Below are 26162 nucleotides of genomic sequence, written 5' to 3'. Positions count from 1 at the left end.
TGTTATGAAATTTGATTCAATGTCACAGCGTCATGCCTATATTCTTGAACGTTTGCAAACGGAAGGAAATGTTCGGGTTGCGGATCTGTTCGACGCTTTAGATGTTTCTGCCGTCACTATCAGGAAAGATTTAAAGATCCTGGAAGATAAGAAACTTCTGTTTCGTACACATGGGAACATTAGTCAGGCAAATCCGTACAGTAAAGACCGTAGTGTGGGAGAAAAGGAAAATATCCTGGCAGATCAGAAAATCCGTATTGGAAAAAGAGCAGCAGAAATGATAGAACAAGATGATGCTATCATCATCGGTTCCGGCACCACTGTATTACAACTGGCCCGCGCTATCCCGGACGAACTGAAACTGACTGTACTTACTTCTGCTATGAACATCTCCATGTCATTGCTCGATAAACCTAATATTGAGATTGTACAACTGGGAGGCGTTGTACGTAAAACATCTACTTCCGTTACCGGTAACTATGCTGAAAGCATTCTCGATAATTTCACCTGTAGCAAGTTATTCCTTGGCGTAGATGGAATCGATATGGAACAGGGCTGTACTACTTCCAACATGATGGAAGCATTGTTAAACAAAGCAATGATCCGTACGGCACAGAAAACGATCATCCTTACAGACTCGTCAAAATTTGGTCGCAGGGGTTTCGGAAAAATCTGCCCGCTGAATGATATCGATCAGATCATCACGGATGATGGTATCAGTCAAACCATGATTCATGACCTGGAGAATCTGGGAATCGAAGTGATAATAGTCTGATCATACATGGTTGGTTATCAAAAGAATATTTTTGAAAATTATCTTGCGGGATTTATATTTGTAAAAAACAATACTTTATGGAACCATTATTAAACGAAGAAGGTTACCGGATAATGCAAGATTCTTTAAAATCAAGAGCATTATTTTATGATTATCAAAGGCGTTTAGGATATAAACTTTATTCTCCGTGCGATGGTAAGGAAATAGATGTAGATGCACTGATGTTAAAAGCATTTCCTGAAAGAGCCAAAAAGCAATAGTCAGTTATAGTTTGTTATTCCCAATCATTGTTATCCTCAATTTCCTATGAATTTAGCTCTCAGTGCGCTACTAATCATATTACTGTTACTTCCGGCTTTCTTCTTTCGAATAGGAATATCAATGCCAATCCGGAAAGATTATTTGCTTGATAACAAGACAAATTTGATAGGTAGTAATGTTAGTAAAGTTTTCTCTAAATTAAACTTTACAGAAACAGTTTTTCTGTTTTCCATCATACCAGTTTTCCTTCATTTTGTATCATTACTAATTATAAAAATATTTCACTGTAAGATTGATTTTGGCTTGCTGTTAAATGTTTTTTCAGGTAAAGATGATGTATTAAATATGGAGGCGATGCAATTTGAAGTTAAACTAATCTCCTTCCTCGTATACACATTTATCCAGGCCTTTATAGCTTTTTTACTAGGCCTGCTGCTGGTTTACAACTTTGGTAGTAAACCATGGTTATTTCGTTTATTAATGGGTAATAATATCTGGTACAAATTATTTTCAGGAATGTTACTCTCGCCTGATCAAAGAAACGAACTGTCATTTATTGTAGTAGAAGTTTTGGCTATGACAAAAGAATCAAGCATGATTTACACCGGATGGTTAAAATGTTATGATGTAATAGAGCAAACAGACAATTTAGCTTATATTACCATGACTGATGCTATACGCCGTGATTTAAGATCTAATCAGCTTACTTATAAAAATACTGATACTGCTCCGACAACAACTACCGTTTCCTATGATTCTAATTCAGGTGGAACAATGATAATTCCAAGTCATAATTTTACAATACCAGGAAAGGAAATTGTTAGTATTGGTATTACATACATGAAGTATAATGATGTCGAAGGTACAAATGAAAGGATTCCAGTTCCTATCAGAGAGCCTGTTTCTATTTTATAACTATTCTACCTGCTTCTTTCTCTTATACAAAAACAATTGCCATTTCTCTTCCGCTACACCTGCTTTATCCATTTCGGCGCGACCAAGAATAAAGAACAAGTCAGAAAGACGGTTGATGTATGCAGAAATATAATCCTCTACTATATCCACTTTCATTAGTGTTACCAGCAGTCGCTCACCTCTGCGCATCTGTGTTCTTACAACATGACATAGAGCTGATATTTCATTACCACCAGGTAATAAAAAATAATCAGATTTGCTTGTCATTGCCGCTTCCAGTTCATCAATCCATTGTTCACAAAATTCAGCGCCATCAATTGGCTTCGGATTGGGATTCTCTTTCTTACAATCCGACGGTCGCGCTAAGTGCGACATCATATCCATCATATCTTTCTGGATCTTTTGTAGATTAGGCTGCCATTCATGGTCATTACCTAATTTAGCACGTAATAATCCAATAGTAGAATTAACTTCATCCAGCGTACCATAACAATTCACGCGTACATCGTCTTTATCTACACGGCTGCCACCAAATAATGCCGTAGTACCCTTATCACCTTTTTTTGTATAAATCTTCATAGCTTAAATGTATAAATTCCTCCAAAATCTACCTTTTCCATCATCACCTGATGTAAAGGAATATCATTAAATAAATGCATGGCGCAGCGGATAATACCTCCATGCGTAACTATAATTACTTTTTTATAAGATAGTTCACTCAATTCCTGAATAAACGACTGTAATCTTCCCAGCAAATCCAGCAATGATTCTCCATTAGGTGGGGGAGAATCAATATAATTTTCTCCCCAGATATCTAATGCCATTCTATCAATATCATCCCATTTCATCCCCTCCCAATCTCCAAAATGCAATTCCATTAAGCGGGTATCGGAAGTCGCTGTAGAAGATATCTGTTCCGCTAATAACTTACACCTGATAAGCGGACTGGTATACACAATATCAAAGTCCGTAGGTAGTAATTTAATGATTTCCGGTTGATGGCCGTCCGGAACAGGAACATCCATCTGCCCATAGCAGATACCTGCTGCAATAGCCGGTTTGATATGTCTTACGAAGAATAACTCCAAAATAGAAGTATTGATAAATAAAACAAAATTTCATTTAATTGCTGTATCGCACCCAGGCAATCACCTGTATATCCATTGATCCATTTGTTAAAATATCTTGCAAGATACCAGGTTAATAATCCACAGGGAACCAGGCTAAGGAACACATAAGGCGTAAAATGAAAAACAAAAACTAAGATAAATAAGGGTAAAATACCCAGTATAATGGCACAAATTAAACCAGACCAGCTAATTTTTGTAGCTAATGGCTTTATTTTCGAAGTATCGTCTTCACGTGAATATTGCATAAACCGTAAAAGAAATATTGGCATAATCCTGCTTACAGAATGTGCTGAAATAAAGATCATTCCAAATCTGAAAGAACTACAAAGATCTGCGAACCTTGCAACTAAACAGATCTTTAACCCAATCACTATAATCAGTGCAATAACCCCGAAAGCACCAACCTGTGAATCTTTCATAATCTCCAGAATCCGGACTTTCGTCCAGCCTCCGCCGAAACCATCTGCTACATCTGCTAACCCATCTTCATGAAAAGCGCCTGTTGCTAGCAACGTAGCTCCCAGGGAAAGAAAAGCGGCTATAAAAGAATCCTTAAACAAAAAATGTGCAACTGAAAATATGAAGACCCCGATCAGCCCTACAATGATGCCCACCAATGGTAAATAACGACTGGCCCTATTCAGGTCTGCCGTATTATGGTGAGGAACAGGAATGCGCGTAAAGAACATGACTGCTGCCAGGAATACGCGTATTTCGTTTTTTATCAATTGCATATTATGCTTTATTGGATACTCCGGCAGATTCAAAACTTGCCATCTGGTTTAAGAAATTAACCGCTGATTGCACAACAGGATATGCTACAGCAGCACCCGTGCCTTCTCCCAGGCGTAAGCCAAGATGTAGTAAGGGCTCAGCTTTCAGGTGTTCAAGCATTAAGCGGTGTCCCTGCTCGTTTGATTGATGAGAGAAGATGCAATATTCAGTCACATTCGAATTGATGGCTGCTGCTACCAGCAATGCGGCAGTCGTGATAAATCCATCCACCAGGACGATCATCTGTAACTCCGCAGCTTTTAACATGGCTCCACATATCATAGCTACTTCAAATCCTCCAAAGGTTTTCAGTATATTAAATGGTGTTTTTTCAAAACCATTCTGTCGTGTCATCGCTGTTGTCAGAATTGCTTTTTTCTTTTCCAGCCCTTCATCATTTAATCCCGTACCACGTCCAATACATTGGTCAAGTGGAAGCTCACATAACAGGCTCATAATAATAGCAGCAGAAGATGTATTGCCAATACCCATTTCACCAAAGCCAATCACATTACATCCGGCAGAATGAATATCCTGTACAATTTCGGCTCCCTTATTGATCGCGGCCGCGCATTGTGTTTCTGTCATAGCCGGTTCATCCAGGTAACTTTTGGTACCCATATCAATTTTTGCATTGATCAGGTCTGGATGTGGATCAAAGTTGAAGTTTACACCGGCATCTACTACCTTAATGGCTATCCCGTTTTGTTGACCAAATACATTAATACCAGCACCTCCCTGTAAAAAATTAAACACCATCTGGTAAGTTACTTCCTGCGGAAACGGACTAACACCTTCTCTGGCTATCCCATGATCACCGGCAAATACCACGATAGTAGGGCTATGTAATGCAGGTGTTAAAGTATCCTGGATACAGCCGATCTGAAAGGCTGTTTTTTCCAGCAACCCTAAAGCACCATGCGGTTTCGTTTTGTAGTTGATCTTCAGTTCTAATGCCGCTGCGTTGTTCCTGTTAACGGGTTTGATGTTGAACGTTTTCATCTGTCTATTTAATTTTAACCGGGATGCCAGATACCATAAAAGTAGCAGTGTCTGCTTTTTGCGCAATATGTTGATTCATCCAGCCCTGCAGGTCTGCAAATTTACGTCCCATATCAGTAGTTGCATGAGTACCCATTCCTATCTCGTTGGAGATAACGATCAGGTTCATTTCCTGTTGTATGAACAGATCAAATTCCTGCTTTGCCTGTTGCAATGAAGAGGCAATATCATGATTCGTATCTGTATAAAAATTGGTGAGCCATAGGGTCACACAATCCAATACAACCGTCTTGTTTTTCAGATCCAACCGGCTCAGTTCTTTTTCCTCTTCAATACTCTCCCAGGATTGATCCCGTTCACCTTTATGCCTTTCTATCCTTGTTTTGTGATCGTCATCCCATATCCTGGAAGTAGCCAGGTATACAGGTTTATCTGATAATGACAAAGCTAGTTGCAATGCGTAATTTGTTTTTCCGGATCGTTGACCGCCCGATATATAATAGATCATATATTTAGTATTGAATGTATTTTGCACCAATGGCTGTTGCCAGCTTTTTCGAAAGTCCTGGTTGAATAAACCCGCTTTCATTGTCAATTACTGTTGTTTCTTTTATTTTCCTGAGATAAGTTTTATAATAAGTAACTGCTTCATGAAAACTACCACCTGCATTAATCTGTCCATCGGTGAAGATGTACAAACGAACGTTGTTATTAACCAACTGATTGACCAGCACAAATCCTGCTTTCATATTGGTTTTGCCGCCGGATGTTAGTCGTGCGATAGTATGCAACATATGATCTGAATCAATAGTAAAGGGAGATAATAACTGTGCTTCTCCATTACTCAATGCTACTGCTGCATATTTCAATCGTTTGCCTTTGTAATGGGTTATCGTTTGTTGGATCAGCCCTTTCATACACGCAATCTGCTGGTCTTTTACCATAGACCCGCTGGAATCAATTAAAAACAACAACTGCATATCTGCTTTAGTGTTGTTCCCCCTGAATTTAAGATCTACTTTATCGGCCAACAGATAATGTTTAACGGTCGATAGTACATCTACCTTTGTAGCTTTGATCTGTTCTTTAATACCCCTGTGAGCAGAGATCTTCAATCCCTTCCTGGCTTCTTCTTTACCAGCTTTATATTTCATATATCGCTGTGTGCTTTTTGCCTGGAGCAGATATTGCTGCAATCCCGAACTTACGCCAGATTGTAGCTTTTCGTCTCGCCCTCCTTTTCTTCCTGCGGGGATTGATTTTCCCTGTTCTGCTGAGGAGTTTTATTGTGTGAGAAATTCTTTGAACGATGAGATAATATAAATGACATTACTTTATGTACATCATCACTATCAGCTTCTTTCTTATCATACCACGCTGCATGCGCCCTTGCTGCTTTCATTAACAGGATATCTGCACGCAATCCTTCTACCTGGTATTGAATGCAGGTATCTGTAATCGCTTCATGAAGTACAGAGGATAAGATGACATATTGCAGTTTACTTTTTGCCCGGACAATCCGCTGGGATAATAAAGTCTCCTGTTCTTTATACAATTCACAAAAACCGGCAGGATCGGCGTCAAACAGTAAACGACGATTCACGATCTCCATCCGGATGGCCTTATCCATTGGTGTTTTTATGGTAACACTCAATCCGAAACGGTCTAACAACTGTGGCCTTAATTCACCTTCTTCCGGATTCATGGTACCTACTAAACAGAACTTACTTTCCAGCCATTGCGAAATATGATCCCTTTCCAGATAATACCCGCCACTGGATGCTGCATCTAATAATACATCCATAAGATAATCATTCAGCAGGTTCACTTCATCAATATATAATACCCCATGATTGGCAGCGGCCAACAGCCCTTTCTGTACTTCCGTTCTCTTCTCATTGATCAGTGTATCGAGTTTCATAGTGCCCAGCACCCTGTCTTCCGTAGCACCTATCGGAAGGTTCACAAATGGAAAGTCGGGCATGAGGTTACTCAACCCGCGTACGGTTGTTGTTTTACCTGTTCCCTTGTCGCCTAATGCCAGCACACCACCTAAACTGGGATCTATCATACAAAGGATCAGTGCCAGTTTAAAATCTTCCTGTGCGCTAATGGCTGTAAATGGAAATGCTTTCATATAAAAATATTATAAACCCAGAGACATCCTACTCCAATTGAAAATAAGCCTACAATGGCATTCATTGACTTAAAAGCTACCTGGTTACGTTCTATGAACCTGGAAACAGAAAACGCCAATACGAGGCTGTAAGTGGTCATAGCGAGCACAATGCCTACACTCTGTAATACGATAATGCCAATAGCCGTACTGGTATTTTCCGAAGCTAATACCAACGCAATAGCACAGGCTCCTCCGGTTCCGGCCAGGCCGTGTAACATGCCTACCCAGAAAGAGCGACTCAACGGGTTCATCGCTATTTCCTGCCCCTGCTTACCGTGGATATGCAGTGCATTGTTGATATGCTCATGTTCTGCAAACACTTTATGCTCCGCCATCATCTTCTTCAATTTATGATTGCGCCTGATGGCAGAAATGCCTAACCATATCATTACCGGACCAACAGCCATTTCTGCATAAGCGGAAATATTCAGCGGCAAAGCCGATTTTAACAACAATGCAAATACGCTGAAGAGGATCAGAGATGCAGAATGCCCTAATGCCCATTGAGACGATCGCCAGATCAGCTTCGATGTTTTAATCCTGTTATTGGCCTTGTCAGATGCCAGTACAGATACCGCTGCCATATGATCCGGCTCAAAAGAGTGCTGGATCCCTAATAATATCGAATCTGTAAATAAGTATCCTATCATAACATCGAAAAATTGAGAATGGTATCATTCGCATCAATCAGTAGTATCTGTAACTGTACCCCTGGAATGATAGCTGCACATACCGTATAACAACGCTCTGCCAGTTTTTTAAAGAAAGGCTCATCCTCTGTAAAGTCAAATATTTCCGTTAACCGCCTTGCCATATTCAGATCAAGAATTGGCAAACATTGTTCATCACTATAACCACATTCTTTCGCCAGATCATAAATGAATTGTTTATCCCACGACGACTTTCCACTATGTGTGTCCAGCTCTCCCTGTGCTAACTTGGCCGCTTTGCCCAGCATAATTCCCATCGTTACAGTTCGTAAAGAAGACCCCTTTATTTTATCCAATGTTTCACCTATCCAGTTACCATATTGTATAAAAGCAAACTCCGGCAAATGAGCAAACCGCTTCCGTAAAATATTCTCTGACCGGCCGCCCGAATTGATCACAATCTCCGTACAACCATTCGCCATAGCCACATCAATACCCTGCGTGATACTGGCTATATAAGCGGATGCACTGAATGGTTTCACAATACCAGTGGTCCCCAATATAGAAATCCCTCCAAGAATACCTATACGCGAATTGAGGGTCTTCTTCGCAATTTCCTCTCCATTCACCACAAAAACTTTTATATCAACGCCCTTGTTTATCTTATATTGATGCGTTAAAAAATGAACCGCATCCGTCATCATCTTTCTTGGTACCGGGTTAATAGCAGGTTCTCCCACACTAATAGCCAGTCCGGGTAACGTTACTAAACCTACGCCTTCTCCCCGTAAAAACTTCACCTCACCGGATGTATTAAATGAAATAGTAGAACCAATAGTGGCTCCATGTGTAACATCCGGATCATCGCCTGCATCTTTAATCGTGGTGCAGGTCGCCTGTTCCGCTGTGAATGAACAGTTAACACTAAAGGTTACCTTTTCTCCTAAAGGCAAAGTAATTTCTATTTCTTGTATGTTCTTCTGTTGAATGAGTGCCAGTAAAGCCGCTTTGGTACATGCAGTAGCACAGGCTCCTGTTGTGTAGCCAGTTCTTAGCGGACCTTCGGGTATAGCTTGTAAACTCATTTCAACAATTGATTTAATTGAAATAAAAGCTCTTCTTCGTTATGTACCGGGATAAATGTTTCCGGTAATGCAGGGCGTTCAATAATCAGGATAGGAATGCCTGCCTGTAGGGCAGCGGCAATCTTAACCGATAAAAAACCAGATTCTCCGCTTTCCTTTGTAAGAATGCATTGAATATTATTACTGTTGATGATAGCCAGTTCGTGTACTATATCATCACCCGGCATTTCCAGGATCAGGTTCTCTTTTGGAAACCCCGCCTTTTCTGCAAGTACAACAGAACTCTCTCTAGGTAGAATCCTGAAAACTGTTTTATGTTTTTCCCAGTAAGGCTTTAATTTTTCTATAGTCTGCACACCCGTTAAAGCTAACAGCCCCTCTACATTTTTCTCTTCTAAATAAGTTATTACAGCAGGGTAGGAGGAGAAATATTTTATCAGTGGATGATGATACCGTTCCGGATAAGCCCGTTCAAAACGTAATACAGGTACCTTTGCCGCCAGATGAATTGTTTGATGCAACTCTTCTGCAAATGGATGACTGGCATGTACAATTACCTCTACACCATGCTGTATACAAAACTCTTCTAAACGCTCTTTAATAAACGCTCCGAATCTATATTCCCCTGGTTGAAAATCAATCTCAGTCTTGGTGGAATAACAAAACTGATACCCCGATTTCTCAAGAATACCAGCTACTTTTTTGCCTTCTGTTGTTCCGCCAAATACTAAAATCATCTTATGATATTCTTACTTCTTTACCTGTTCTGAAAGTATGTTTCCATTCCGGACTATACAAATGTGAACGATTTTTTCTCGCACCAATTGCCGCACCTACAATCACCAGTGTAGTTAACGTAAGCTTATTTTCACGAATGATTTGAGCGAGATCTTTTAACTGCCCGGTATACACTTCTTCATCTTTCCAGGTTACCCTGTATAATACAGCTACAGGCGTCTCTGGTTCATAATGTTCCAATAATTGTTCCTGTACAGATTTGGCAATAGTTGCACTCAGGAAGATACACATCGTCGCTTTATGTTTTGCCATCTCATTCAGCTTCTCATTCTCCGGTAATGGTGTTTTACCTGCTCCCCGTGTAAGTATAATACTCTGCACTACTTCCGGAATAGTAAACTCCGACTTTAAATATGCTGCGGCGGCCTGGAAAGAAGAGATGCCCGGAATAATATAATAGTCCATTCCTTTCTCATCAAAAATCGTCATCTGCTCTTGTATAGCGCCATATATGGACGGGTCGCCCGATTGCAATCTTACAATAAGATGTCCTTTAAGATAATGTTCGTCCATCAGTGTTACCTGGTCTTCCAGTGTCATACTGGCTGAATTCCTGATAATAGCTCCCTGTTTGGCGTAATGGGTCAGCTCTTCAGGAATAAGACTACCTGCATATAATATCAGATCTGCTTCTTCCAGTAATTGTTTACCCTTTACGCTGATAAGTTCCGCATCCCCCGGACCAGCACCTACAATGGCTACTACAGCCTTTCGTAAAACCTGTTTGTCAACAGCCACTGCAATGGTGTGTTTCTTGCCGGATGCCAGCGAAATCTTTTGCTTCTCCAGGACCAGTTCTTTATTGCCGGACAATAACATAGCCGATGCTTCTGATACACTATGTACACCTAGTTTAGACATCACTACTTCAGACGGATTAATCACAGTCTGAGAGTTGAGCTCATCTGCCGTATAAGTTACAAATGGAACATGAAGCTCCGCGGCTAATTCAATAAACGCGGTTTCATCATGTTTCACATCAATAGACCCCAGCGCCTTTACCGATGCTACGGCTAACTGATGTTGCTGCATCTGTTCCTGAAAAGAAGCGGATAACAGTTCCGTTTCGATATCACGGGAACATCCCATGCCGATATTCAATACAGGTGCATAATAATATAAAGCAGGTATCGAAACGGTATAAGTTTTATAGGTAACAGCAATAAACAATTCGTATTGAGAAAAATCTATCTGGTCAATGTTATAATAACAATCTACAAAGGCCGGTTTGCTTTTTTCCAGATACTGTGTTCCCTTATCTTTAATGTCGAGTAATAAAACCGTAGGCCTGTTGTTCACAAACAGTGAGATGATCTTATTCAGATCACTATCCGCTTTCCAGTTAAATTGCGCCGCTAAAGTATCCAATGCCCAAAGCTCCTGCAAATCGCTGGAGGTGGTAATCACCGGCTGTGCCCCAATGGCATTGGCTATTTTCCGTGCAAGCGCATTCGCTCCGCCAATATGCCCGGATACGACCGACTGCACAAAAGTGCCATTATCATCCAGATTGATTACAGCGGGATCTTCCTTCTTATCTTTGAGATAAGGTGCAATGCTTCTTACACAAATACCCAACGTTCCGATAAATATAAGTGTATCAAATTTTGAGAAATTACTCTCTAAAAATCCGGCAATGCTTTCAATATTATTCAACCGTGTACTTACCAATACAGATTTAGAGAACTCTTTCTGAATCCGTAAACCCAGTGTTACTCCTTTGTCAGTACTCGCTATAATCGCTGTATTACTCATGTTAATTTTTTTCTGCCGTTAATATGGTGATGGGGTTATGATCGTCTACTGTTATTACAACCGGTTCCTGTAAATGGTAGTCCAGCTGTGCTATTGCTGCTATAAATTGTTCTTTACTTTCCACTTTCACTGCATTCATTACCAGCCGGCCCTTAGGTACAAGATGTTTATCAATCAATAAAATCAATTCCAGTAGCCTGTTGCCATGCCCGCCAATAAATACTGCATCTACAGAAGCTGGTAATTCAGCAGAGAAAATATCTCCCATTACTTTTGTAATACCGGGAGCACAATGCCTGCGGGTGTTCATATCAAATAGCTCACTGCATTCCGGCCGTTTTTCAAAAGCCGTCACCTGTAAAGCAGGGAACTGTTTCTTAGCTTCAATACAAACAGAGCCCGTACAAAATCCAATATCCCAGAAAGTTGTACGGTTATATAAATCCAACTGCGAAAGACTTACTAAACGAATAGGCATTTTAGTAATCATATTCGGACGGTTCTCCAATCCCGAAAACTGATCATCAGCAATCCCCAATGCCTTATGTTTTGTAAACGTATTTACCAGCAACACACAATTCAATGTATGAAAGCTGCTATCTCTTGCGGAAGTAAGAGATAACTCCCTGATCACTTCCTGCGGTCCCTCCAGCGCTTCTCCTACAATCATCCGGTAGTTATCAAAACCGTATTCCAACAGCCTTTCAGCAATTGATGCAGGATTCTTCACTCCATCCGTCAGTACGCCAATCAATTTTTTCTGGGAAATAAGCGCCGTATCAAGTTCATCCCAGGTGCGGCCATGTACGGATGTATTACTGAGTTCCCGGTAATCAATATTAGAGCGGTGACATAATACCTGTAAACTATTGAAATGAGGATATACTTTTAATGCCGCTTCAGGATGAAACTTTTTAATTGTATTGGCAAAACCATAGAATAAAGGATCTCCGGAAGCAAATACCACAATCGTTTCGTCAAGTTGTTTATACTGCGCAAACAATTGCCCCATCTCACTTTTAATGTCAATCCACTGATGGCCTGAAGGCAAATGCTGTTGTATCAGCTCATAATGTCTCCTGCCTCCCGAGAATATCTTATGTAATGGCAATAACTCCTTTATTTCATCTGTAAGGACGAAAGCAGGATTGTTTGATATGCCGATTACGATGTACTTCATTTTCTATTTATAGCGGTCAAAAAAAACGACTGCTTCTTTTTCCTTTCTTTTTTCCCAGTGTAATATTTCCAGTTCCGGCCGCTCGGAAAACTTGTCTACATACCCGATACATAAATATGCAACCAGTTTATTACTATCAGGTGCATGCAGGATCTTTTTCACTTTTTCAGGATCTAAAATACTCACCCAACCCATTCCAATATTCAGCGCTCTTGCCATTAACCACATATTCTGAATAGCACATACTACACTGTACAGCCCAACTTCTTCCATGCTTGTCTGCCCCAGTACCGGCCCCGTTGATGGCTTATAAAATACCGCGATATTAACCGGTGCTTCTATTATTCCTTCTAACTTTAACCTGATATATTCCTGTTGCTTTTCGTCATTGAAACATGCAGAAGCCTTGTTATTTTCTTCGTTGAAAGTTTGTTTTATCTGCTCTTTAATAACAGGATCTTTGACAATTACAAATTCCCAGGGTTGTGAAAAGCCTACTGATGGTGCATTCAATGCAACAAATATGAGCCTTTCCAGTATTTCATCTTCTACCGCTTTATCTAAAAAACGATTACCACGAACGTCTCTTCTGTTTAGAATAAATTCTTCCAACAGTTCGGCCTCCTTCTCTGTAAACATCTTTCCTGTTGTCATGATTGTACTGTAAAAGCTGCATTAACAATACTGGCAGCTACGTTGCTGCCACCTTTCCGACCTTTGATAATTACATAAGGCACCTGTTTCATTGCCTGTAATTTCAACTTTGATTCCACCACATTGACAAATCCTACAGGTGCTCCGATAATGCCTGCCGGGGTAAAATTTCCGTCCTGCAATTGATCACATAACTCAAACAATGCTGTAGGAGCATTACCTACTACAAACAACGCATTGGGATGTTTCTCTACCGCAATCCGCATCCCCGCCTGACTACGGGTAAGCCCCTCTTTTTCCGCTAAAGGAATAGTGCCTTCATCATTCAGGTAACAAAATACTGGTACATTATAACGATTGATGAACTCTTTGGTAATACCACTCTGTACCATCGTTACATCCGTTACCACTGTTCCGCCGTTCTTTAAATAGTTATGCCATTGAAGGATCGCATCTTTATTAGACAGGTACAAATCTTCATACTCAAAATCTGCCGTCGTATGGATACAGCGGGTAATAGCCCATTGATCGGCTGCGCTGACATCCGTACGATGAAGTTCCGATGTTATCTGCCGGAAACTTTCATCCTGTATTTCCTGCCCCGTCTGTGGCTTACGTGCAAGGTAACCCCGTGGTGTTACCAGGAAGTTCTTAAATTGATACGTTTGCGAATTGCCAATCATCACAAGAGAAAACATATCCACCTGCTCCACATTAAACTCCTCCAGAGTAGTAATGATAATCTGCTCTTCGGGTCTGGTTACCTGCCGTACAATGGCTACCGGTGTTTCCGGTTCCCTATGTTGTAAGAATATTTCCTTAAAACGTGCCAGCTGCCAATGCCTTTTTTTACTTCTCGGATTATAAAGAGAGGTAACGAAGTCGCCCGTGGCTGCTGCATGAATCCGCTTTTCAATAGTCGTCCACGGCGTCATTAAATCCGATAGGGAAATGCAACAGAAGTCATGCCCCAAAGGAGCTCCCAGCTTTCCTGCTGAAGCAATGAAAGCACTGATGCCCGGTATCGTTTGTAAATCAAGATCTTTATCCGGACGAGTGCTGGCATACTCATATACCAGCGATGCCATCGCATAAATACCTGCATCTCCGGAACTGATCACTACCACATGTTTCCCCGGCTCACACGAATTTACCGCCAGTACTGCACGGGCTTCTTCTTCTGTGAGATCTTTTCCTATACATTCACAACCCGGTTTTAACAGATGCTGTATGAACTGGAAATAATAGCTATAGCCTATTACAATATCTGCGTCCGCCAATACCTGCTGTGCTACCGGTAAAATGTAATCCTGTCCGCCCGGACCAATGCCTACTACACTCAGCCTCATATCCTTTTTAATATAAGTAATGAAAAATATGGTATTTCTCTATCCTTCAGATCTTCAATATCTGTAGTGATATATTGCTGCGAAGTTCCTAACCGCTCGCAATACACAATATGCAACTGCTTAATAAACGGAAGTATGTCGTTGATCACACTTCTTACTTTAATCAATACCACCGTTTCAAACTCTTCAATACATCGCATTAACGTCTCAATATCCTTCATACGTGGAAGTATGGCTATCTTTTCATTTAGTATCGCTAAGGGCGACTGATGCACCGCTGCTCCCATAATAAAAGAAGGCACCCCTGCAATAATCTCAAGATTCAATCCCGCCTGCTGAATATGTTTCAATAAATAAGCAAACGTGCTATAGAACGAAATATCTCCTTCACTCACAAAAGCTATCTGCAATCCATTGTTATAATCTGCCAGCATTTCGGCAAATGTTGCTGCATAAGTACGTTCTGCGGAAACACGATCGTCAGACATTTGCAGGAACATTCCCCGTAATTTAACGGGCTCAAGCTGATAATGTTCTAATATGGCCAGCGAATAACTGCTGGTCGTTCCATCAGAAAGCAAAGATCCCGGATAATAAATCCTGTCTGCCTGCTGCAATACCTGCAACCCTTTTACTGTAATCAGCAAAGGATCTCCCGGTCCAAGTGATACGCCATATATCTTCCCCATCAGATGCCTAAAATCTTTTTAAACTTGGTTATTACCGTATTTTTATCTTCAATTTTCTCGTCTTCCTCAAACAAAATTCCTTTCACTGCCAGGTGATGTCCAATCTGCTCTTTGCCTACTTCATCTTCAAATCCAATAATCTGTGTGCGGTATTTACACAACTGGCAATTCATATTCGGATTACCGGTTTCTACTTCTGCTATACGATCATCCAATGATTGAAGCAACAATTCATCACTCTCATATGATCGCGTATAAATAAATTCTTTGTCAGATAATTCCCTGAATGCATCTACCTGGGCATAAATCTTTTTAAGCAGCACACCGGTAAATAAGAAGACCGGAAGCACTATCACCCGTTTGTAAGGCAACACATCCACCACTGGCAGAAAATCCTTTAAAAGAGGTTGTGTAACCCCGATATAAGCCGTTGTGGCAAAACCAAAACCCAATCCTTCCCATAACAAACGAGTGAGCTTTGCAACGTCGGAATTGGCATCCGGGTCAGACGTGCCTCTGCCAACAACCAGCAGGCAGGCATCTTTTCTATCTATCTCCTGGGCTGTTGCTTCTGCCTGTTCCACCAGCTTTTTCGACAACTGTAACAGGGAAGGAGTGATGCCGATATGTTTGCCCAGCACAATCTTCAGATCCGGATACTGCCCCTGTAATGTGTTCATCTCAAAAGGAATATCATTCTTGGCATGCCCTCCTGCAAAAAGAATTGCAGGAATAGCAATGATTTCCCTTACACCGGCTACATACATCCGCTCTACCGCTGCTGCATATACCGGATGTGAAAACTCCAGGAATCCATAATCAACTACCTTATCCGGATAGCGGATTTTCAATAACCGCACTAATTCTTTAAACCCTTCAACGCCTTCAGGGTCGCGGCTGCCATGCCCGCAGATTAATATTCCCTTCATAATGTTTCGAGTGGGTTAGGATATTTAAAAGAATAACCTAAACGATGTTTGATCTTATCCGAATTAATGATCTTAAACTGATTACTCCCGGAAGGAGCAAAGTCTGGCAATACTAATCCTATCTTTTCTGCTGCTAATGTATAAAACTCTTTTCGGGTAGGATGGATATCCGAACAGGCATTGAAAACCTCATTCCAGGCTCCCTGACGGATAATCTCTGTAATCAGGGCAATACAATCATCTTGGTGAATTACATTGATGGGAGATTCTCCATTCTCTACATTCGTTTTCCCTGCTAAAAATCTTCCTGGCTGACGATCATAACCAATCAATCCGGCAAATCGCAATATCGTGGTCTGAAAACCAGTTTGCGATTGCAACATCTGCTCCACCGCTATCAAGGCCTTTCCACTGCCTTTCGAAGGCTCAAACTGATCTGCCTCTGTAATCTCCCGGTTGAGCTCGGGATATACCGACGTAGAACTTACAAACAGCACATAACGTACACTACTCTTTTTAATCGCATCTATCAATAACGTCATCTGTGCGGTATGATAAGTTACGATATCCTCCCTGCGGGCAGGTGGGAAATTGATGATCAGTATATCAGACGCCAAAAAACCGGGAATATCATCCCCGGTTATTTCAGTGTCTGTAATTTGTATCTCGTAGGGTAGAATCCCTTTCTGTCGTAATAATTCAACCTTTTGTGGATGGGATACGGAGCCTTTCACTGAAAGACCTTCCCGAAACAGATGTTCTGCTAATGGTAGCCCGAGCCATCCACAACCTAATATACTAATCGTCTCCATGAACAGTTAATACTGGTTTCGCGTATTTATGCCTTAAATATAAATCAGTATATAAAGATATGATTATAGTAATAAAAGTCAGGCCTACAATATTATTTTGAAGGTCACTTAGCTCCAGCGAAGGATTGATTGTGCTCAGTACCTTATAAAAAGGAATGGCAAAACACATGATCGTAATCAGTACATTCAGCTTAAACCGGTGACTCTGGATCTTTTTCTGGTCAAATGTTTTTAACAGTTTACTCAATAGCAGCGAGTCACAGGTGCCGGTCATAATCAGCCCCAGCGAAAATACCAGCCCGCCAATAATAGCGTAAATCCATTGATTGGACACTGATATGGCATAACCAAAGGCCGCTATCTGTGAGGAAGTATCGAAGATAAACCCGAAGATCACACCGGTTACAATCACCGTAAAGGGACTGATGTTGTTACTGAAGGATTTGGGTAATAACCATTTCCGCACACCACTAAGTTGCCCCTGTTGCTTTCGTGTTAAGGCAATCAGATTGGAAACTCCTATAAAGAACAGCATCACTGTCGATGTCCACTCTACAATAATATCCAGCATTGAGGGCATCTCAAAGTTATTCTTTAAGATGCATAGCGTTAGGGCAATCACTGTTACCATGATGCCATGACCAAAGGTAAATAAAGTGCCTACCCATCGTGTCCACACACTTTTCGTTAAATGCAGCCGGTAAGTATAACCATCAATGATGGTGATATGATCAGGATCTAGTCCATGACGTAAGCCCAATACGGCCAGGATAATAAATCCTGTAAAATTGTGATGCAATGCTTCCATTGATGAATAGTTTAAAAGAATACACTCACACTTCCCTTTAAATAAAACGGAGTGCCGGGTGTATTATGAAAATCGAATACCGGTGCTGGTTCATCTTTAAGTCTCGACTCATCATAAAACTGTGCTTCTGCCCATTTCACATCGAAGAGGTTTTCTGCAGAAATGCCAAGTTCAAATCTTGATCTTGTATATTTAATAACAGCATCTGTGATGAAATAACTTTGTGATTTTACAGTACCATCCTCAGTGGCCGGACGGTCTCCCATATAGCGGTAACGCAAACTGGCATTAATCCCCTTCTTTAGCTTGGCGGTCAGTCCGCCGGTAGAATTCCACGTTGGATGCAATGGCAACAGATTTTCTCCTTTAGGTGCATTAATTAAAATACCATGTGCATAATTTACATTCACATCGGCCCATAAAAAAGGAGTAACCTGATAGCGGACAGACGCATCCACGCCCACTTTTCTGGCATTGCCAATATCTTCAAAACTACCATCATCACCACTAAAGCGATATTCGGAGCCTACATGCATCCACCAGGCTGTGAGGCTTACTACCATATGATGTCCCAGCTTGAAATTCGATCCCAGATCAGCTCCGTAAGACCGGGGTATCGGGTTGGCTGTGGCGTCTTTAGCAACTACCGCCTGTACAAAATTGGAGTGAAATCCGGAACCAGCTTTTGCAAACAACGTTACATTATTAGTAACATCATAATAGAGGTTCAGCTTCGGGTTAAAGCGGTATACCCACTTACTACCGGAATTAGCGGCATTCAGTTTATCATCATAATTATAGTCGAATACATCATTCCTTAAACCCAGGTTTAAATTCCATTTAGGATGAAACTGCCAGTTTTCATTGATATAAAAACTATAATTGGTGATCTGCGCATAACCCACATCATCTACACTCAATAACTGGCGTTCCTTTACATGATCTCTTCCTCTGTTTATCAGGTCCGTCCTTGTAGTAATACCTGCTTCAGAACTCAAGCTGGTATTGCCTATATTATCAGTTCTGTTATAAGTACCTTTATAGCCAAACAGATCTCTGTTTTCCCATTGCCTGATTTCATCACCGTTAATGCTATCATTCATGAAAAAGGTGAAGTTGGAGTATAATGTAAAGATATTCTTCGTGTAGTAAAGCTGGTTCTTAAAAGTACTGTTATCACTAAACGTAGTGATAGTTTTAAGATTGATATTTGTACGGGAAGTACTACCTCCTTCAGAGGGATCTACAGACCCCAGCCTGTCGAGTTTGCCTGCTTCTACCGCACGTAAAGGCAGCTGTCCGGAGGCATCCCAGTCGCTGGAAAAGGTAGATGCCGTAAAGGTAAGGTCTGTATTTCTGCTGATGTGTGCATTGTATTTACCAAAAATATTGAAACGCTTATAGTGGAGCTTATTGATAAAATAACCATCATTATACATATAGTCTGCAGCAATGTAGGCATTGTCTTCCCACTTTTTTACAAGATGTTTTTTACCCAGTGCATTTACCATTAGTAATGCCCGCTGACTATTATACATTCCATATTCTACTTTTGCTACATTGGTCTCCAGGCGTGGAAGGGAGTTAAATAATGCTGCACCGGAAATGGAAAAATCACCTAACCGTGCATCATAAGGTCCCTTAAAAAAACTGGCCTTTCCAGTTACTTCCGGAATCATAAAATGCATATCTGCATAGCCCTGTCCATGTGCATGGGTGGGAAGATTCACCGGGATGTCATCAAAGAAAATAGCGAAATCAGTACCATGATCATTATCTGTTCCCCGTACAAAAATCTGTTCTGCTTTACCGCCACCTGCATGCTGCGCAATGAACAGCCCTGGCACAGCACGTAATAGATCCTGTGCAGATTTTACCGGTTGCAGTTGCATCGCCAGCAGATCCATTTTATTCTCACCCTGCCTGGTAGTAGATGCTGATATGTTAATCTCCGAGAGATTCATGATATCGGATTTCAGAGAAATATCTAACTTTTTGCTTTCGTTATCTGATAATATTATTTTTTTGATTGTTTTCTGATATCCTGTGAAAGAATATACAATAGTATATTCTCCTGCACGCAGATGCGTAAATGTATACCTCCCGTTTTCATCTGTAGCTACACCTTTGGTCGCTTCGGGAATTGATACGCTGATTCCTGGTATGCCACGCTGGTCAAGGTGATCAGTAACTGTACCTGTGATTCTGGCGGTTTGTGCTTTGGCTTCTATACTGCAAACGAGCATAGTAAATAAGGTAACCTTACTTAAAATTCTTTTCATACGCTGGTAACTTGATAAAGGTGGGGCCTAATTGTTTTTGGTGACGCTTACTTCCTGTTCAGGGAAAACTACACTTTCTGTTATTACAATATTTTCCTTCAGATGTTGTTTTACAATTTCTCCGGTAAGTTCTAAGTTAACCCCACCATACCATATACCATCGGGATGAATGAACATAATAGGCCCTTTATCACACTGCCCCATACATTTGGTACGTATAGTGTGAACCTCATCATTCAAATCATGCTCCGTAAGATGTTTCCTTAATTCTGCTGTGTTGTCATCAGATCCTGATTTGTTAGAACAGGTGCCTCCATTGCAGATAAACACAATTTTCTGCACTTTGGTCAGATCTTTGATCGCCATACTTTTTAACAAATTGTTTTAATACAGTTAATTACCCGTTAACGATTAAACAAAACTTTAGGAAATAAAATGGCAGGACAAACATTACATATGATGTTTGCATCTCCCTGGCTTTTTTCCCGAAGCGTTGGATAAACATTGTTTGTGGCAGGTCTTCTGACTTGTTCTGCTTTTAAGGCCTTCCCATTCCCCGGGGGAACAGTGGCATAGTAGTATGTTAAAAGCTTTAATAGAACTTACAGCAGCGGGAACTGTCCTGGATTCTCACCAGGTTCCCTTTTAATTTTATCAGTACCTGAATGGACCGACAAAAACCAAAAACTTGCGTAAAAGTAATTAAATTTTGATAAAAAGCCGTATAAGAATAATACCGGCAACCATTACAAGGGTTACGGCATGGTTAACATACATTACTTTTCTTAACTCATGATGATGAATAAGGCGTGCTTCATTCCCTATATACGGTTTATGTACAACTGTTCCATCATAGGTATTCGGACCGCCAAACCGGCATTGCATAATGCCTGCCAGCGCAGCTTCGGGGTAACCGGAATTCGGACTCGCATGCTGATGCCCATATTTAAAAATGTATAACAATCCTTGTTTACTGAACGTAACCAACACCATTAATAAAGCGGTAAGCCGGGCAGGAATAAAATTAGCTACGTCATCCAACCGGGCGGCAAACCTGCCAAACAACAGGTACCGTTCCTTTTTGTAACCGATCATGGAATCCAGTGTGTTAATCATTTTATATACCATCATTGCTGGTACACCACCAATGGCATAATAAAACAAAGGTGCAATAACACCATCACTCAGGTTTTCAGACAGGGTTTCAAATACAGCTGTACGTATCTGGTTCTCATCCAGCTGGCTCGTATCCCGGCCCACTATCCAGGATAAACGTTTACGCCCTGCTGCCAAGCCATGTATCTGCAATTCATTAAATACTGCTATGCCTTCCTCTAAAAGACTTTTATTGGCCAGCCCGTAAAAAACAAAAATACCACTGAATAAATAATAACCTGGAATATAATACTCCAGCATATAGAAGAACAGATAAACAGCCGCGCATAGAGTTACACTTAATAATGCTCCCTTTAATAACTTATACCTGCCTTTATTAAGCAGTTGCTCCCCTTTCGCGATTATCGTTCCAAACAGCCTGATAGGATGGGGGAGCCAGCGGGGATCACCGAGAAGTAGGTCCAGCAGATAGCCTGCTACCAAAGGGATCAACTGTTCATCCATGTACTTATCCCTTTTACCAGTAATGCATTCTTATCACTTGTCTGCGTGGCTACACGGAAGTGCGCAGGACTTAAACTCCGGAAGTTCGCGGCGTCGCGGATCAGGATACCGTATGTATCTAACAGGAATAACTTCAACGCAGCGGCAGTACCTTTATTAGTCCTGCATAATAAGAAGTTAGTGTGAGAATCAAGCACCGTAATGCCATCAATCTGCCTTAACTGTTTAATCAATTCGGCTGTATCCTGTAATAATATTTCCAGCGGTAAAGCCTCCCTGTGTTGTGTAATATAAATACCTGCTTCAATGGCTAGGGCATTGACAGACCACGGCATTTTATATTTTAATATTTTTTGGATGATAGCTATATCACTTAACAGATATCCCAATCGTAAACCGGGAATAGAATAAGTTTTGGTGAGAGACTTCACAATAATTAAATTCTTACCTATGCTTTCCACCATCGATGCCCGTTCCCGCGTAAAATCAATATAGGCTTCATCTATCACAAACACTGTTGCCGGGTTCCCGGCAAGCATTTCTTTAATCATCCCTTTGGGAAAAATAGCCCCCGTGGGATTATTAGGGTTACCGAAAAATACAAGGTCAGTATTAAATACCGTCGTCGCAGAAACATCCGCCCACAGAAGATATTGTATCGCTATATCATTCGCGGAACAGGCATCTTCATACTCTGCAAAAGCGGGAATGATAATAGTGGCAGACTTATTACGGTAAGCATGTGCTATCAGGTAAAAGGCTTCCGTTGCGCCATTGGTCACCAGCACCTGCTCCGGATCAATACCATGCCATGCTGCCAGCGATTTTTGCAGGCTTTGTGCATTCGCTTCCGGGTAATTATTTACTTTCTCTAAGCTGGCTGCCAGTTGCTTCTTCAATCCATCAGATACGCCATCATAATACACATTAGAGCTGAAGTCAGCCGTAATCTCTTTACCAAACAGATACCTGTCGTCTCCGTGACCGTTTAGCATTATTTTAATAATTGACTGTAAATGTAATTAAGATCAAGATGTTCCCGGAGATGTGCCGCCAGTTTATCATACTGTTCCTCTTTAAAGACGTTATAATCAAAAGGCTTATCAATCCTTACATCACTCTTCAGCAGGTCATTAATTACTACCCCATTATCCAGGATACCGTGAATGTAAGTTCCCCAGCAGGTATCACTCTGAAAGTAACCGTCAAAACCTGTTCCTGTCTGGTTCAAAGGCTTGTCACTTTCCGTAACTCCCATATGAATCTCATAACCGGTACAGGTTGCCTTATCCTGTTTATAGTGAAAAGTACACTGTTGCGTGATCTTCTCTTCTGTCAATACAGTCTTCACAGGCAGTAGTCCCAGTCCCGGCATCAATTCTATGCTGCCTTCCACATGAAAAGGGTCTTCTACATGCTGCCCCATCATCTGGTAACCACCACATATACCAATTACTGTTTTGCCCTGTTTATGCGCATTTACAATAGCCTTCGCAACCCCATTATTCTTAAGATCTATCAGATCTGCAATCGTATTCTTACTGCCCGGTATAATAATAATTGCAGCCTGTTCTATTTCTGTGGGATTGTTACTATAAAACAAATGCACCCTTTCATCCTTTTCCAATACATTAAAATCCGTAAAGTTCGACAAGCGGTTCAGCAGTACAACGGCTACATTGATTTTGCCAGTGGAGGACTGATGATGTTTCTGTTCCAGCCCTACAGAATCCTCTTCTTCAATATGAATATCTTTTCTGTATGGCACTACACCTACTACCGGAATCCCACACAGATCCTCTATCAACTTTTTCCCTGTTTCAAATAAACGGGCATCTCCCCGGAATTTATTAATGATAATACCTTTTATCAGTTGCTTCTCTTCCGGGGTAAGCAAGGCAATAGTGCCATACACACTGCCAAACACGCCACCCCGGTCAATATCAGCCACCAGGTATACATCAGCTCCGGCATGCATAGCCATCCGCATATTAGTAATATCCCGGTGTTTCAGGTTCAGTTCGGAAATACTACCGGCGCCCTCTAATACAACGGGGTTGTACTTTCCGGACAACCGGTCATATGCTGCTTTCGCTTCTTTAAAGAGTTCCTGTTTATTGTTTCCCATGAAATAATCATAGGCCGACTGATTACCTATTGGTTTACCCAGCAATACTACCTGCGAGCTTTTCTCTGATGTGGGCTTTAACAATACCGGGTTCATATCGGTATTACAGGCAATGCCGCAGGCTTCAGCCTGTACGGCCTGTGCCCGTCCTATTTCAAGGCCCTCCGGAGTTGCATAACTGTTCAGGGACATATTCTGTGCCTTGAACGGTGCGGGCCAATAACCATCCTGCTTAAAGATGCGGCAGAACCCCGTATTGATAATGCTCTTGCCAACATCGGATGCTGTGCCAACAAACATGATAGGCTTTAATCTTTGCATCTGGTCGAAAAAATTAATCTCGCAAATGTACTATCTTTGCCCGAATGAGATCCCGATTTTTAATTGCTGCACCATCGAGTAACTCCGGTAAAACCACGTTAACACTTGGTTTGTTAAGGCTACTGCATAACCAGGGATTAAAGGTACAACCATTCAAATGCGGACCGGATTATATAGATACAAAACACCACTCATTAGCAGCTGCCACTCAGAGTATCAATCTCGATACATTTATGATGAGTGCCAAACATGTGGAAACACTCTATAATAAATATAGCAATCATGCCGATGTAGCAATCACAGAGGGTGTCATGGGCCTATTTGATGGGGCCGACAGGATGAAAGGCAGTAGTGCTGAAATAGCCATTCTGCTCAACCTGCCTGTGATCCTGGTGGTAAACGCTAAAGCAATGGCTTACTCCGCCGCTCCCTTACTTTTCGGCTTTAAACATTTTAACCCCTCCATAAATATTGTCGGCGTCATCTTCAACTTCGTCAATACAGAAAGCCATTACCGGTTTTTAAAAGAGGCTTGTGAAGATGTAGGTATAGAAGCTCTGGGATACGTCCCTGCGAACGATCTGGTAAAGATTCCTTCTCGCCACCTGGGACTGGTAATCTCTACTGAGCATGATTATGACGCTATCGCCGCACAAATCAGTAAAACGGTAGACGTTGAAAAACTGCTTGCTATCACTGCAACAGAAATAGCAATTATCCCTGAAAAACCCGATCTACCGCAAACGGGTAAACTACGAATAGCTATAGCAAAAGACGATGCCTTTAACTTCACTTATTATGAAAATATAGAAGTATTAAAACGGCTGGGAACAATCTCTTTTTTTAGCCCCATCCATGATACCATCCTCCCGGAGACAGACCTGCTATATCTCGCTGGTGGATATCCCGAGCTTCACCTGGAAGCATTATCCGCTAATACGGAAATGAAAGAAGCAATGCTCAGGTATTGTAATAACGGAGGAAAAGTAATAGCTGAATGTGGTGGTATGATGTACCTGGGGAAATCTATTACAGATAAAGATGGCAATAGTTACCCAATGGCCGGGTTCCTGGATATAAATACCTCTATGGAACAGGCTAAACTATCATTGGGTTATCGCACGGTAAATAGTTTCTTTAAAGGCCATGAGTTTCATTATTCAACCTGTAAGGAATTAAGCAGTATAAAACGGGTAGGAGAGGTGCAGAACGCAAAGGGCATCAAAGTAGACACGCCCATTTATAAACAAAATAACGTATTAGCTTCTTACATTCATTTTTACTGGGGAGAGGATCAGTCGAACAAAGCATTTGAAGCGCTCCTGTCGATATGAAAAGCCTGATCGAGATAATAGATCACCGTTTCCGGGGCTTTCGAACCTTGTTTCACTTCTCTTAACGGAAGTACTATTTTAGGATATTCATCAATAAATTCCAGCTTATCATCTGCCGGTAACTGAAATGATTGCATCAGTTGCTTAAAACGTTCCAGTTCCACACCCCAGTACCGGATATATTTACTTTCGCTCACACTTAGCTCTATCAGCACATCTTTATTATGAAAGAGTAGCCCAAATTCAAGCTGGCAATCCTGTGTTAATTCGCTTTCATATCTTTCTAATTCCTTTAACACAAAGGCTTTTTGTAATTGTTCTGTTGTCGCGCTCTCATCTTCATGTAGGCCGTACACACAACTCACTTTCGAAGGGAAAGTTGCCGCAAGCGCCTGGAATAGTTCCCATAAACTGCTGTTGTCTATATTGATCGTTGCCTGGAACCTGAAGGGCAGGCGCGGGTTATCATTCATCTTAAGCATATAGCCTTCCCTGATATTTGCCTTTCTCCTTTTCATCAGGATCTCATCGAGATCCGGGCGGTAATCTAATTCCTGGTCTGTGGGTATCCTTACTGTAATAGGAAGTTCTAACATATGCTAAAGATACTATGAATGATTCAGAATTTTGCCTATAGTATTTTTAGGTCTGGAATGCCTTCCGTAAACACCTCCCTTGCCTAGGGATTTTATGGATTCATCAAAGCAAATGGTGGCGCCCAGGGCAAATGTT

At 41.2% G+C, this 26162-nt stretch carries 28 protein-coding genes and 1 riboswitch; of the genes, 4 read left to right on the top strand and 24 right to left on the bottom strand.

What is annotated here, in order from left to right; genetic code table 11:
* The first annotated feature begins 19 nt into the window (after window positions 1–19).
* From BM176_RS09100 to BM176_RS09090, 3 genes are all read left to right on the top strand, one after another.
* Window positions 20–775 (top strand): DeoR/GlpR family DNA-binding transcription regulator, encoded by a 756-nt coding sequence (locus tag BM176_RS09100; RefSeq protein WP_255373478.1) that lies wholly within the window; start codon window positions 20–22, stop codon window positions 773–775.
* 77 nt (window positions 776–852) lie between these two features.
* Window positions 853–1035 (top strand): hypothetical protein, encoded by a 183-nt coding sequence (locus BM176_RS09095; RefSeq protein WP_090102059.1) that lies wholly within the window; start codon window positions 853–855, stop codon window positions 1033–1035.
* A 46-nt stretch (window positions 1036–1081) separates the two neighbouring features.
* On the top strand, window positions 1082–1951 hold the full coding sequence (locus BM176_RS09090) for a hypothetical protein (protein ID WP_143097760.1): 870 nt from the start codon (window positions 1082–1084) through the stop codon (window positions 1949–1951).
* Here the strand turns inward: BM176_RS09090 and BM176_RS09085 are convergent, their stop codons facing one another.
* The 23 genes from BM176_RS09085 to BM176_RS08975 form a co-directional block, all read right to left on the bottom strand.
* A complete protein-coding gene (locus BM176_RS09085) occupies window positions 1952–2530 on the bottom strand; it encodes a cob(I)yrinic acid a,c-diamide adenosyltransferase (protein WP_090102057.1) in 579 nt (192 codons plus the stop codon).
* On the bottom strand, window positions 2527–3039 hold the full coding sequence (gene cobC, locus BM176_RS09080; protein ID WP_090102056.1) for an alpha-ribazole phosphatase family protein: 513 nt from the start codon (window positions 3037–3039) through the stop codon (window positions 2527–2529). Before cobC ends, BM176_RS09085 begins: the two co-directional genes overlap by 4 nt.
* On the bottom strand, window positions 3021–3815 hold the full coding sequence (cobS, locus tag BM176_RS09075) for an adenosylcobinamide-GDP ribazoletransferase (RefSeq protein WP_090102053.1): 795 nt from the start codon (window positions 3813–3815) through the stop codon (window positions 3021–3023). Before cobS ends, cobC begins: the two co-directional genes overlap by 19 nt.
* Before the next feature lies 1 nt (window position 3816).
* Window positions 3817–4857, bottom strand: coding sequence for a nicotinate-nucleotide--dimethylbenzimidazole phosphoribosyltransferase (gene cobT / locus BM176_RS09070; RefSeq protein WP_090102044.1), 1041 nt, complete (start codon window positions 4855–4857; stop codon window positions 3817–3819).
* Window positions 4858–4861: 4 nt separating this feature from the next.
* Complete coding sequence (locus BM176_RS09065) at window positions 4862–5365, bottom strand: bifunctional adenosylcobinamide kinase/adenosylcobinamide-phosphate guanylyltransferase (RefSeq protein WP_090102042.1); 504 nt, start codon at window positions 5363–5365, stop codon at window positions 4862–4864.
* Between the two features lie 4 nt (window positions 5366–5369).
* Window positions 5370–6011: a vWA domain-containing protein gene (locus BM176_RS09060; RefSeq protein ID WP_090102040.1), complete on the bottom strand. Its 642-nt coding sequence runs from the start codon at window positions 6009–6011 to the stop codon at window positions 5370–5372.
* A gap of 50 nt (window positions 6012–6061) precedes the next feature.
* Window positions 6062–6994: an ATP-binding protein gene (locus BM176_RS09055; protein ID WP_090102038.1), complete on the bottom strand. Its 933-nt coding sequence runs from the start codon at window positions 6992–6994 to the stop codon at window positions 6062–6064.
* Entirely contained in the window at window positions 6991–7686 is a 696-nt protein-coding gene (locus BM176_RS09050; RefSeq protein WP_090102036.1) for a hypothetical protein, read from the bottom strand. The genes BM176_RS09055 and BM176_RS09050 overlap by 4 nt, the downstream gene beginning before the upstream one ends.
* Complete coding sequence (locus BM176_RS09045; RefSeq protein ID WP_090102034.1) at window positions 7683–8771, bottom strand: cobalt-precorrin-5B (C(1))-methyltransferase; 1089 nt, start codon at window positions 8769–8771, stop codon at window positions 7683–7685. The genes BM176_RS09050 and BM176_RS09045 overlap by 4 nt, the downstream gene beginning before the upstream one ends.
* Window positions 8768–9508, bottom strand: a complete 741-nt coding sequence (locus tag BM176_RS09040) for a precorrin-6A/cobalt-precorrin-6A reductase (RefSeq protein ID WP_090102032.1) — start codon at window positions 9506–9508, stop codon at window positions 8768–8770. Before BM176_RS09040 ends, BM176_RS09045 begins: the two co-directional genes overlap by 4 nt.
* A 1-nt stretch (window position 9509) precedes the next feature.
* Window positions 9510–11324 carry a precorrin-4 C(11)-methyltransferase gene (gene cobM, locus BM176_RS09035; protein ID WP_090102031.1) on the bottom strand — a complete coding sequence of 605 codons (1815 nt, stop codon included), beginning with the start codon at window positions 11322–11324 and terminating at the stop codon, window positions 9510–9512.
* Between the two features lies 1 nt (window position 11325).
* Window positions 11326–12504, bottom strand: coding sequence for a precorrin-6y C5,15-methyltransferase (decarboxylating) subunit CbiE (cbiE, locus tag BM176_RS09030; protein ID WP_090102029.1), 1179 nt, complete (start codon window positions 12502–12504; stop codon window positions 11326–11328).
* A gap of 3 nt (window positions 12505–12507) precedes the next feature.
* Window positions 12508–13158, bottom strand: a complete 651-nt coding sequence (bluB, locus tag BM176_RS09025) for a 5,6-dimethylbenzimidazole synthase (protein WP_090102027.1) — start codon at window positions 13156–13158, stop codon at window positions 12508–12510.
* Window positions 13155–14507 carry a precorrin-3B C(17)-methyltransferase gene (gene cobJ / locus BM176_RS09020; protein ID WP_090102025.1) on the bottom strand — a complete coding sequence of 451 codons (1353 nt, stop codon included), beginning with the start codon at window positions 14505–14507 and terminating at the stop codon, window positions 13155–13157. The genes bluB and cobJ overlap by 4 nt, the downstream gene beginning before the upstream one ends.
* Window positions 14504–15196, bottom strand: a complete 693-nt coding sequence (gene cobI / locus BM176_RS09015; RefSeq protein ID WP_090102023.1) for a precorrin-2 C(20)-methyltransferase — start codon at window positions 15194–15196, stop codon at window positions 14504–14506. The genes cobJ and cobI overlap by 4 nt, the downstream gene beginning before the upstream one ends.
* Window positions 15196–16125: a sirohydrochlorin chelatase gene (locus BM176_RS09010; RefSeq protein ID WP_090102021.1), complete on the bottom strand. Its 930-nt coding sequence runs from the start codon at window positions 16123–16125 to the stop codon at window positions 15196–15198. The genes cobI and BM176_RS09010 overlap by 1 nt, the downstream gene beginning before the upstream one ends.
* The gene (locus BM176_RS09005) at window positions 16122–16937 is read right to left on the bottom strand and encodes an SDR family oxidoreductase (protein WP_090102019.1); all 816 of its coding nucleotides are present in this window, start codon (window positions 16935–16937) and stop codon (window positions 16122–16124) included. The genes BM176_RS09010 and BM176_RS09005 overlap by 4 nt, the downstream gene beginning before the upstream one ends.
* Window positions 16924–17745 carry a HoxN/HupN/NixA family nickel/cobalt transporter gene (locus BM176_RS09000; protein WP_090102017.1) on the bottom strand — a complete coding sequence of 274 codons (822 nt, stop codon included), beginning with the start codon at window positions 17743–17745 and terminating at the stop codon, window positions 16924–16926. Before BM176_RS09000 ends, BM176_RS09005 begins: the two co-directional genes overlap by 14 nt.
* Window positions 17746–17756: 11 nt before the next feature.
* Window positions 17757–20027, bottom strand: coding sequence for a TonB-dependent receptor (locus BM176_RS08995; RefSeq protein ID WP_090102016.1), 2271 nt, complete (start codon window positions 20025–20027; stop codon window positions 17757–17759).
* Between the two features lie 27 nt (window positions 20028–20054).
* A complete protein-coding gene (locus BM176_RS08990; protein ID WP_090102014.1) occupies window positions 20055–20393 on the bottom strand; it encodes a (2Fe-2S) ferredoxin domain-containing protein in 339 nt (112 codons plus the stop codon).
* A 128-nt stretch (window positions 20394–20521) separates the two neighbouring features.
* Window positions 20522–20727: riboswitch (cobalamin riboswitch) on the bottom strand.
* Between the two features lie 2 nt (window positions 20728–20729).
* A complete protein-coding gene (cbiB, locus tag BM176_RS08985; RefSeq protein WP_090102012.1) occupies window positions 20730–21647 on the bottom strand; it encodes an adenosylcobinamide-phosphate synthase CbiB in 918 nt (305 codons plus the stop codon).
* Window positions 21632–22642 carry a pyridoxal phosphate-dependent aminotransferase gene (locus tag BM176_RS08980; RefSeq protein WP_090102010.1) on the bottom strand — a complete coding sequence of 337 codons (1011 nt, stop codon included), beginning with the start codon at window positions 22640–22642 and terminating at the stop codon, window positions 21632–21634. The genes cbiB and BM176_RS08980 overlap by 16 nt, the downstream gene beginning before the upstream one ends.
* Window positions 22642–24096 carry a cobyric acid synthase gene (locus BM176_RS08975; RefSeq protein WP_177230350.1) on the bottom strand — a complete coding sequence of 485 codons (1455 nt, stop codon included), beginning with the start codon at window positions 24094–24096 and terminating at the stop codon, window positions 22642–22644. Before BM176_RS08975 ends, BM176_RS08980 begins: the two co-directional genes overlap by 1 nt.
* Before the next feature lie 44 nt (window positions 24097–24140).
* On the opposite strand from BM176_RS08975, the gene BM176_RS08970 reads away from it, so the two are divergent.
* A complete protein-coding gene (locus BM176_RS08970) occupies window positions 24141–25430 on the top strand; it encodes a cobyrinate a,c-diamide synthase (RefSeq protein WP_090102008.1) in 1290 nt (429 codons plus the stop codon).
* Here the strand turns inward: BM176_RS08970 and BM176_RS08965 are convergent.
* Window positions 25391–26026 carry a hypothetical protein gene (locus BM176_RS08965; RefSeq protein ID WP_090102006.1) on the bottom strand — a complete coding sequence of 212 codons (636 nt, stop codon included), beginning with the start codon at window positions 26024–26026 and terminating at the stop codon, window positions 25391–25393. The two genes, BM176_RS08970 and BM176_RS08965, sit on opposite strands and share 40 nt — an antisense overlap.
* Between the last annotated feature and the right edge of the window lie 136 nt (window positions 26027–26162).

It is taken from the genome of Chitinophaga sp. CF118 (genome assembly GCF_900112615.1).
Taxonomy (GTDB): Bacteria; Bacteroidota; Bacteroidia; order Chitinophagales; family Chitinophagaceae; genus Chitinophaga.
Note: the sequence above shows the minus strand (reverse complement) of the source record. Positions and strands in the feature narration are given on the sequence as shown.

Excerpts from the sequence above, each read along its gene's own strand:
- BM176_RS08995 (WP_090102016.1), bottom strand. The coding sequence starts at position 20,027 with ATGAAAAGAATTTTAAGTAAGGTTACCTTATTTACTATGCTCGTTTGC.
- BM176_RS09085 (WP_090102057.1), bottom strand. The coding sequence starts at position 2,530 with ATGAAGATTTATACAAAAAAAGGTGATAAGGGTACTACGGCATTATTT.
- cobM (WP_090102031.1), bottom strand. The coding sequence starts at position 11,324 with ATGAGTAATACAGCGATTATAGCGAGTACTGACAAAGGAGTAACACTG.
- BM176_RS09095 (WP_090102059.1), top strand. The coding sequence starts at position 853 with ATGGAACCATTATTAAACGAAGAAGGTTACCGGATAATGCAAGATTCT.
- cobS (WP_090102053.1), bottom strand. The coding sequence starts at position 3,815 with ATGCAATTGATAAAAAACGAAATACGCGTATTCCTGGCAGCAGTCATG.
- BM176_RS08980 (WP_090102010.1), bottom strand. The coding sequence starts at position 22,642 with ATGCTAAACGGTCACGGAGACGACAGGTATCTGTTTGGTAAAGAGATT.
- BM176_RS09065 (WP_090102042.1), bottom strand. The coding sequence starts at position 5,365 with ATGATCTATTATATATCGGGCGGTCAACGATCCGGAAAAACAAATTAC.
- BM176_RS09060 (WP_090102040.1), bottom strand. The coding sequence starts at position 6,011 with ATGAAATATAAAGCTGGTAAAGAAGAAGCCAGGAAGGGATTGAAGATC.
- cobT (WP_090102044.1), bottom strand. The coding sequence starts at position 4,857 with ATGAAAACGTTCAACATCAAACCCGTTAACAGGAACAACGCAGCGGCA.
- BM176_RS09000 (WP_090102017.1), bottom strand. The coding sequence starts at position 17,745 with ATGGAAGCATTGCATCACAATTTTACAGGATTTATTATCCTGGCCGTA.
- BM176_RS09100 (WP_255373478.1), top strand. The coding sequence starts at position 20 with ATGTCACAGCGTCATGCCTATATTCTTGAACGTTTGCAAACGGAAGGA.
- BM176_RS09005 (WP_090102019.1), bottom strand. The coding sequence starts at position 16,937 with ATGGAGACGATTAGTATATTAGGTTGTGGATGGCTCGGGCTACCATTA.
- BM176_RS09040 (WP_090102032.1), bottom strand. The coding sequence starts at position 9,508 with ATGATTTTAGTATTTGGCGGAACAACAGAAGGCAAAAAAGTAGCTGGT.
- BM176_RS09055 (WP_090102038.1), bottom strand. The coding sequence starts at position 6,994 with ATGAAAGCATTTCCATTTACAGCCATTAGCGCACAGGAAGATTTTAAA.
- BM176_RS09010 (WP_090102021.1), bottom strand. The coding sequence starts at position 16,125 with ATGAAGGGAATATTAATCTGCGGGCATGGCAGCCGCGACCCTGAAGGC.
- cobJ (WP_090102025.1), bottom strand. The coding sequence starts at position 14,507 with ATGAGGCTGAGTGTAGTAGGCATTGGTCCGGGCGGACAGGATTACATT.
- cbiE (WP_090102029.1), bottom strand. The coding sequence starts at position 12,504 with ATGAAGTACATCGTAATCGGCATATCAAACAATCCTGCTTTCGTCCTT.
- cobI (WP_090102023.1), bottom strand. The coding sequence starts at position 15,196 with ATGGGGAAGATATATGGCGTATCACTTGGACCGGGAGATCCTTTGCTG.
- BM176_RS09050 (WP_090102036.1), bottom strand. The coding sequence starts at position 7,686 with ATGATAGGATACTTATTTACAGATTCGATATTATTAGGGATCCAGCAC.
- BM176_RS08975 (WP_177230350.1), bottom strand. The coding sequence starts at position 24,096 with ATGCAAAGATTAAAGCCTATCATGTTTGTTGGCACAGCATCCGATGTT.
- bluB (WP_090102027.1), bottom strand. The coding sequence starts at position 13,158 with ATGACAACAGGAAAGATGTTTACAGAGAAGGAGGCCGAACTGTTGGAA.
- cbiB (WP_090102012.1), bottom strand. The coding sequence starts at position 21,647 with ATGGATGAACAGTTGATCCCTTTGGTAGCAGGCTATCTGCTGGACCTA.
- BM176_RS08970 (WP_090102008.1), top strand. The coding sequence starts at position 24,141 with ATGAGATCCCGATTTTTAATTGCTGCACCATCGAGTAACTCCGGTAAA.
- BM176_RS09045 (WP_090102034.1), bottom strand. The coding sequence starts at position 8,771 with ATGAGTTTACAAGCTATACCCGAAGGTCCGCTAAGAACTGGCTACACA.
- BM176_RS08965 (WP_090102006.1), bottom strand. The coding sequence starts at position 26,026 with ATGTTAGAACTTCCTATTACAGTAAGGATACCCACAGACCAGGAATTA.
- BM176_RS08990 (WP_090102014.1), bottom strand. The coding sequence starts at position 20,393 with ATGGCGATCAAAGATCTGACCAAAGTGCAGAAAATTGTGTTTATCTGC.
- BM176_RS09090 (WP_143097760.1), top strand. The coding sequence starts at position 1,082 with ATGAATTTAGCTCTCAGTGCGCTACTAATCATATTACTGTTACTTCCG.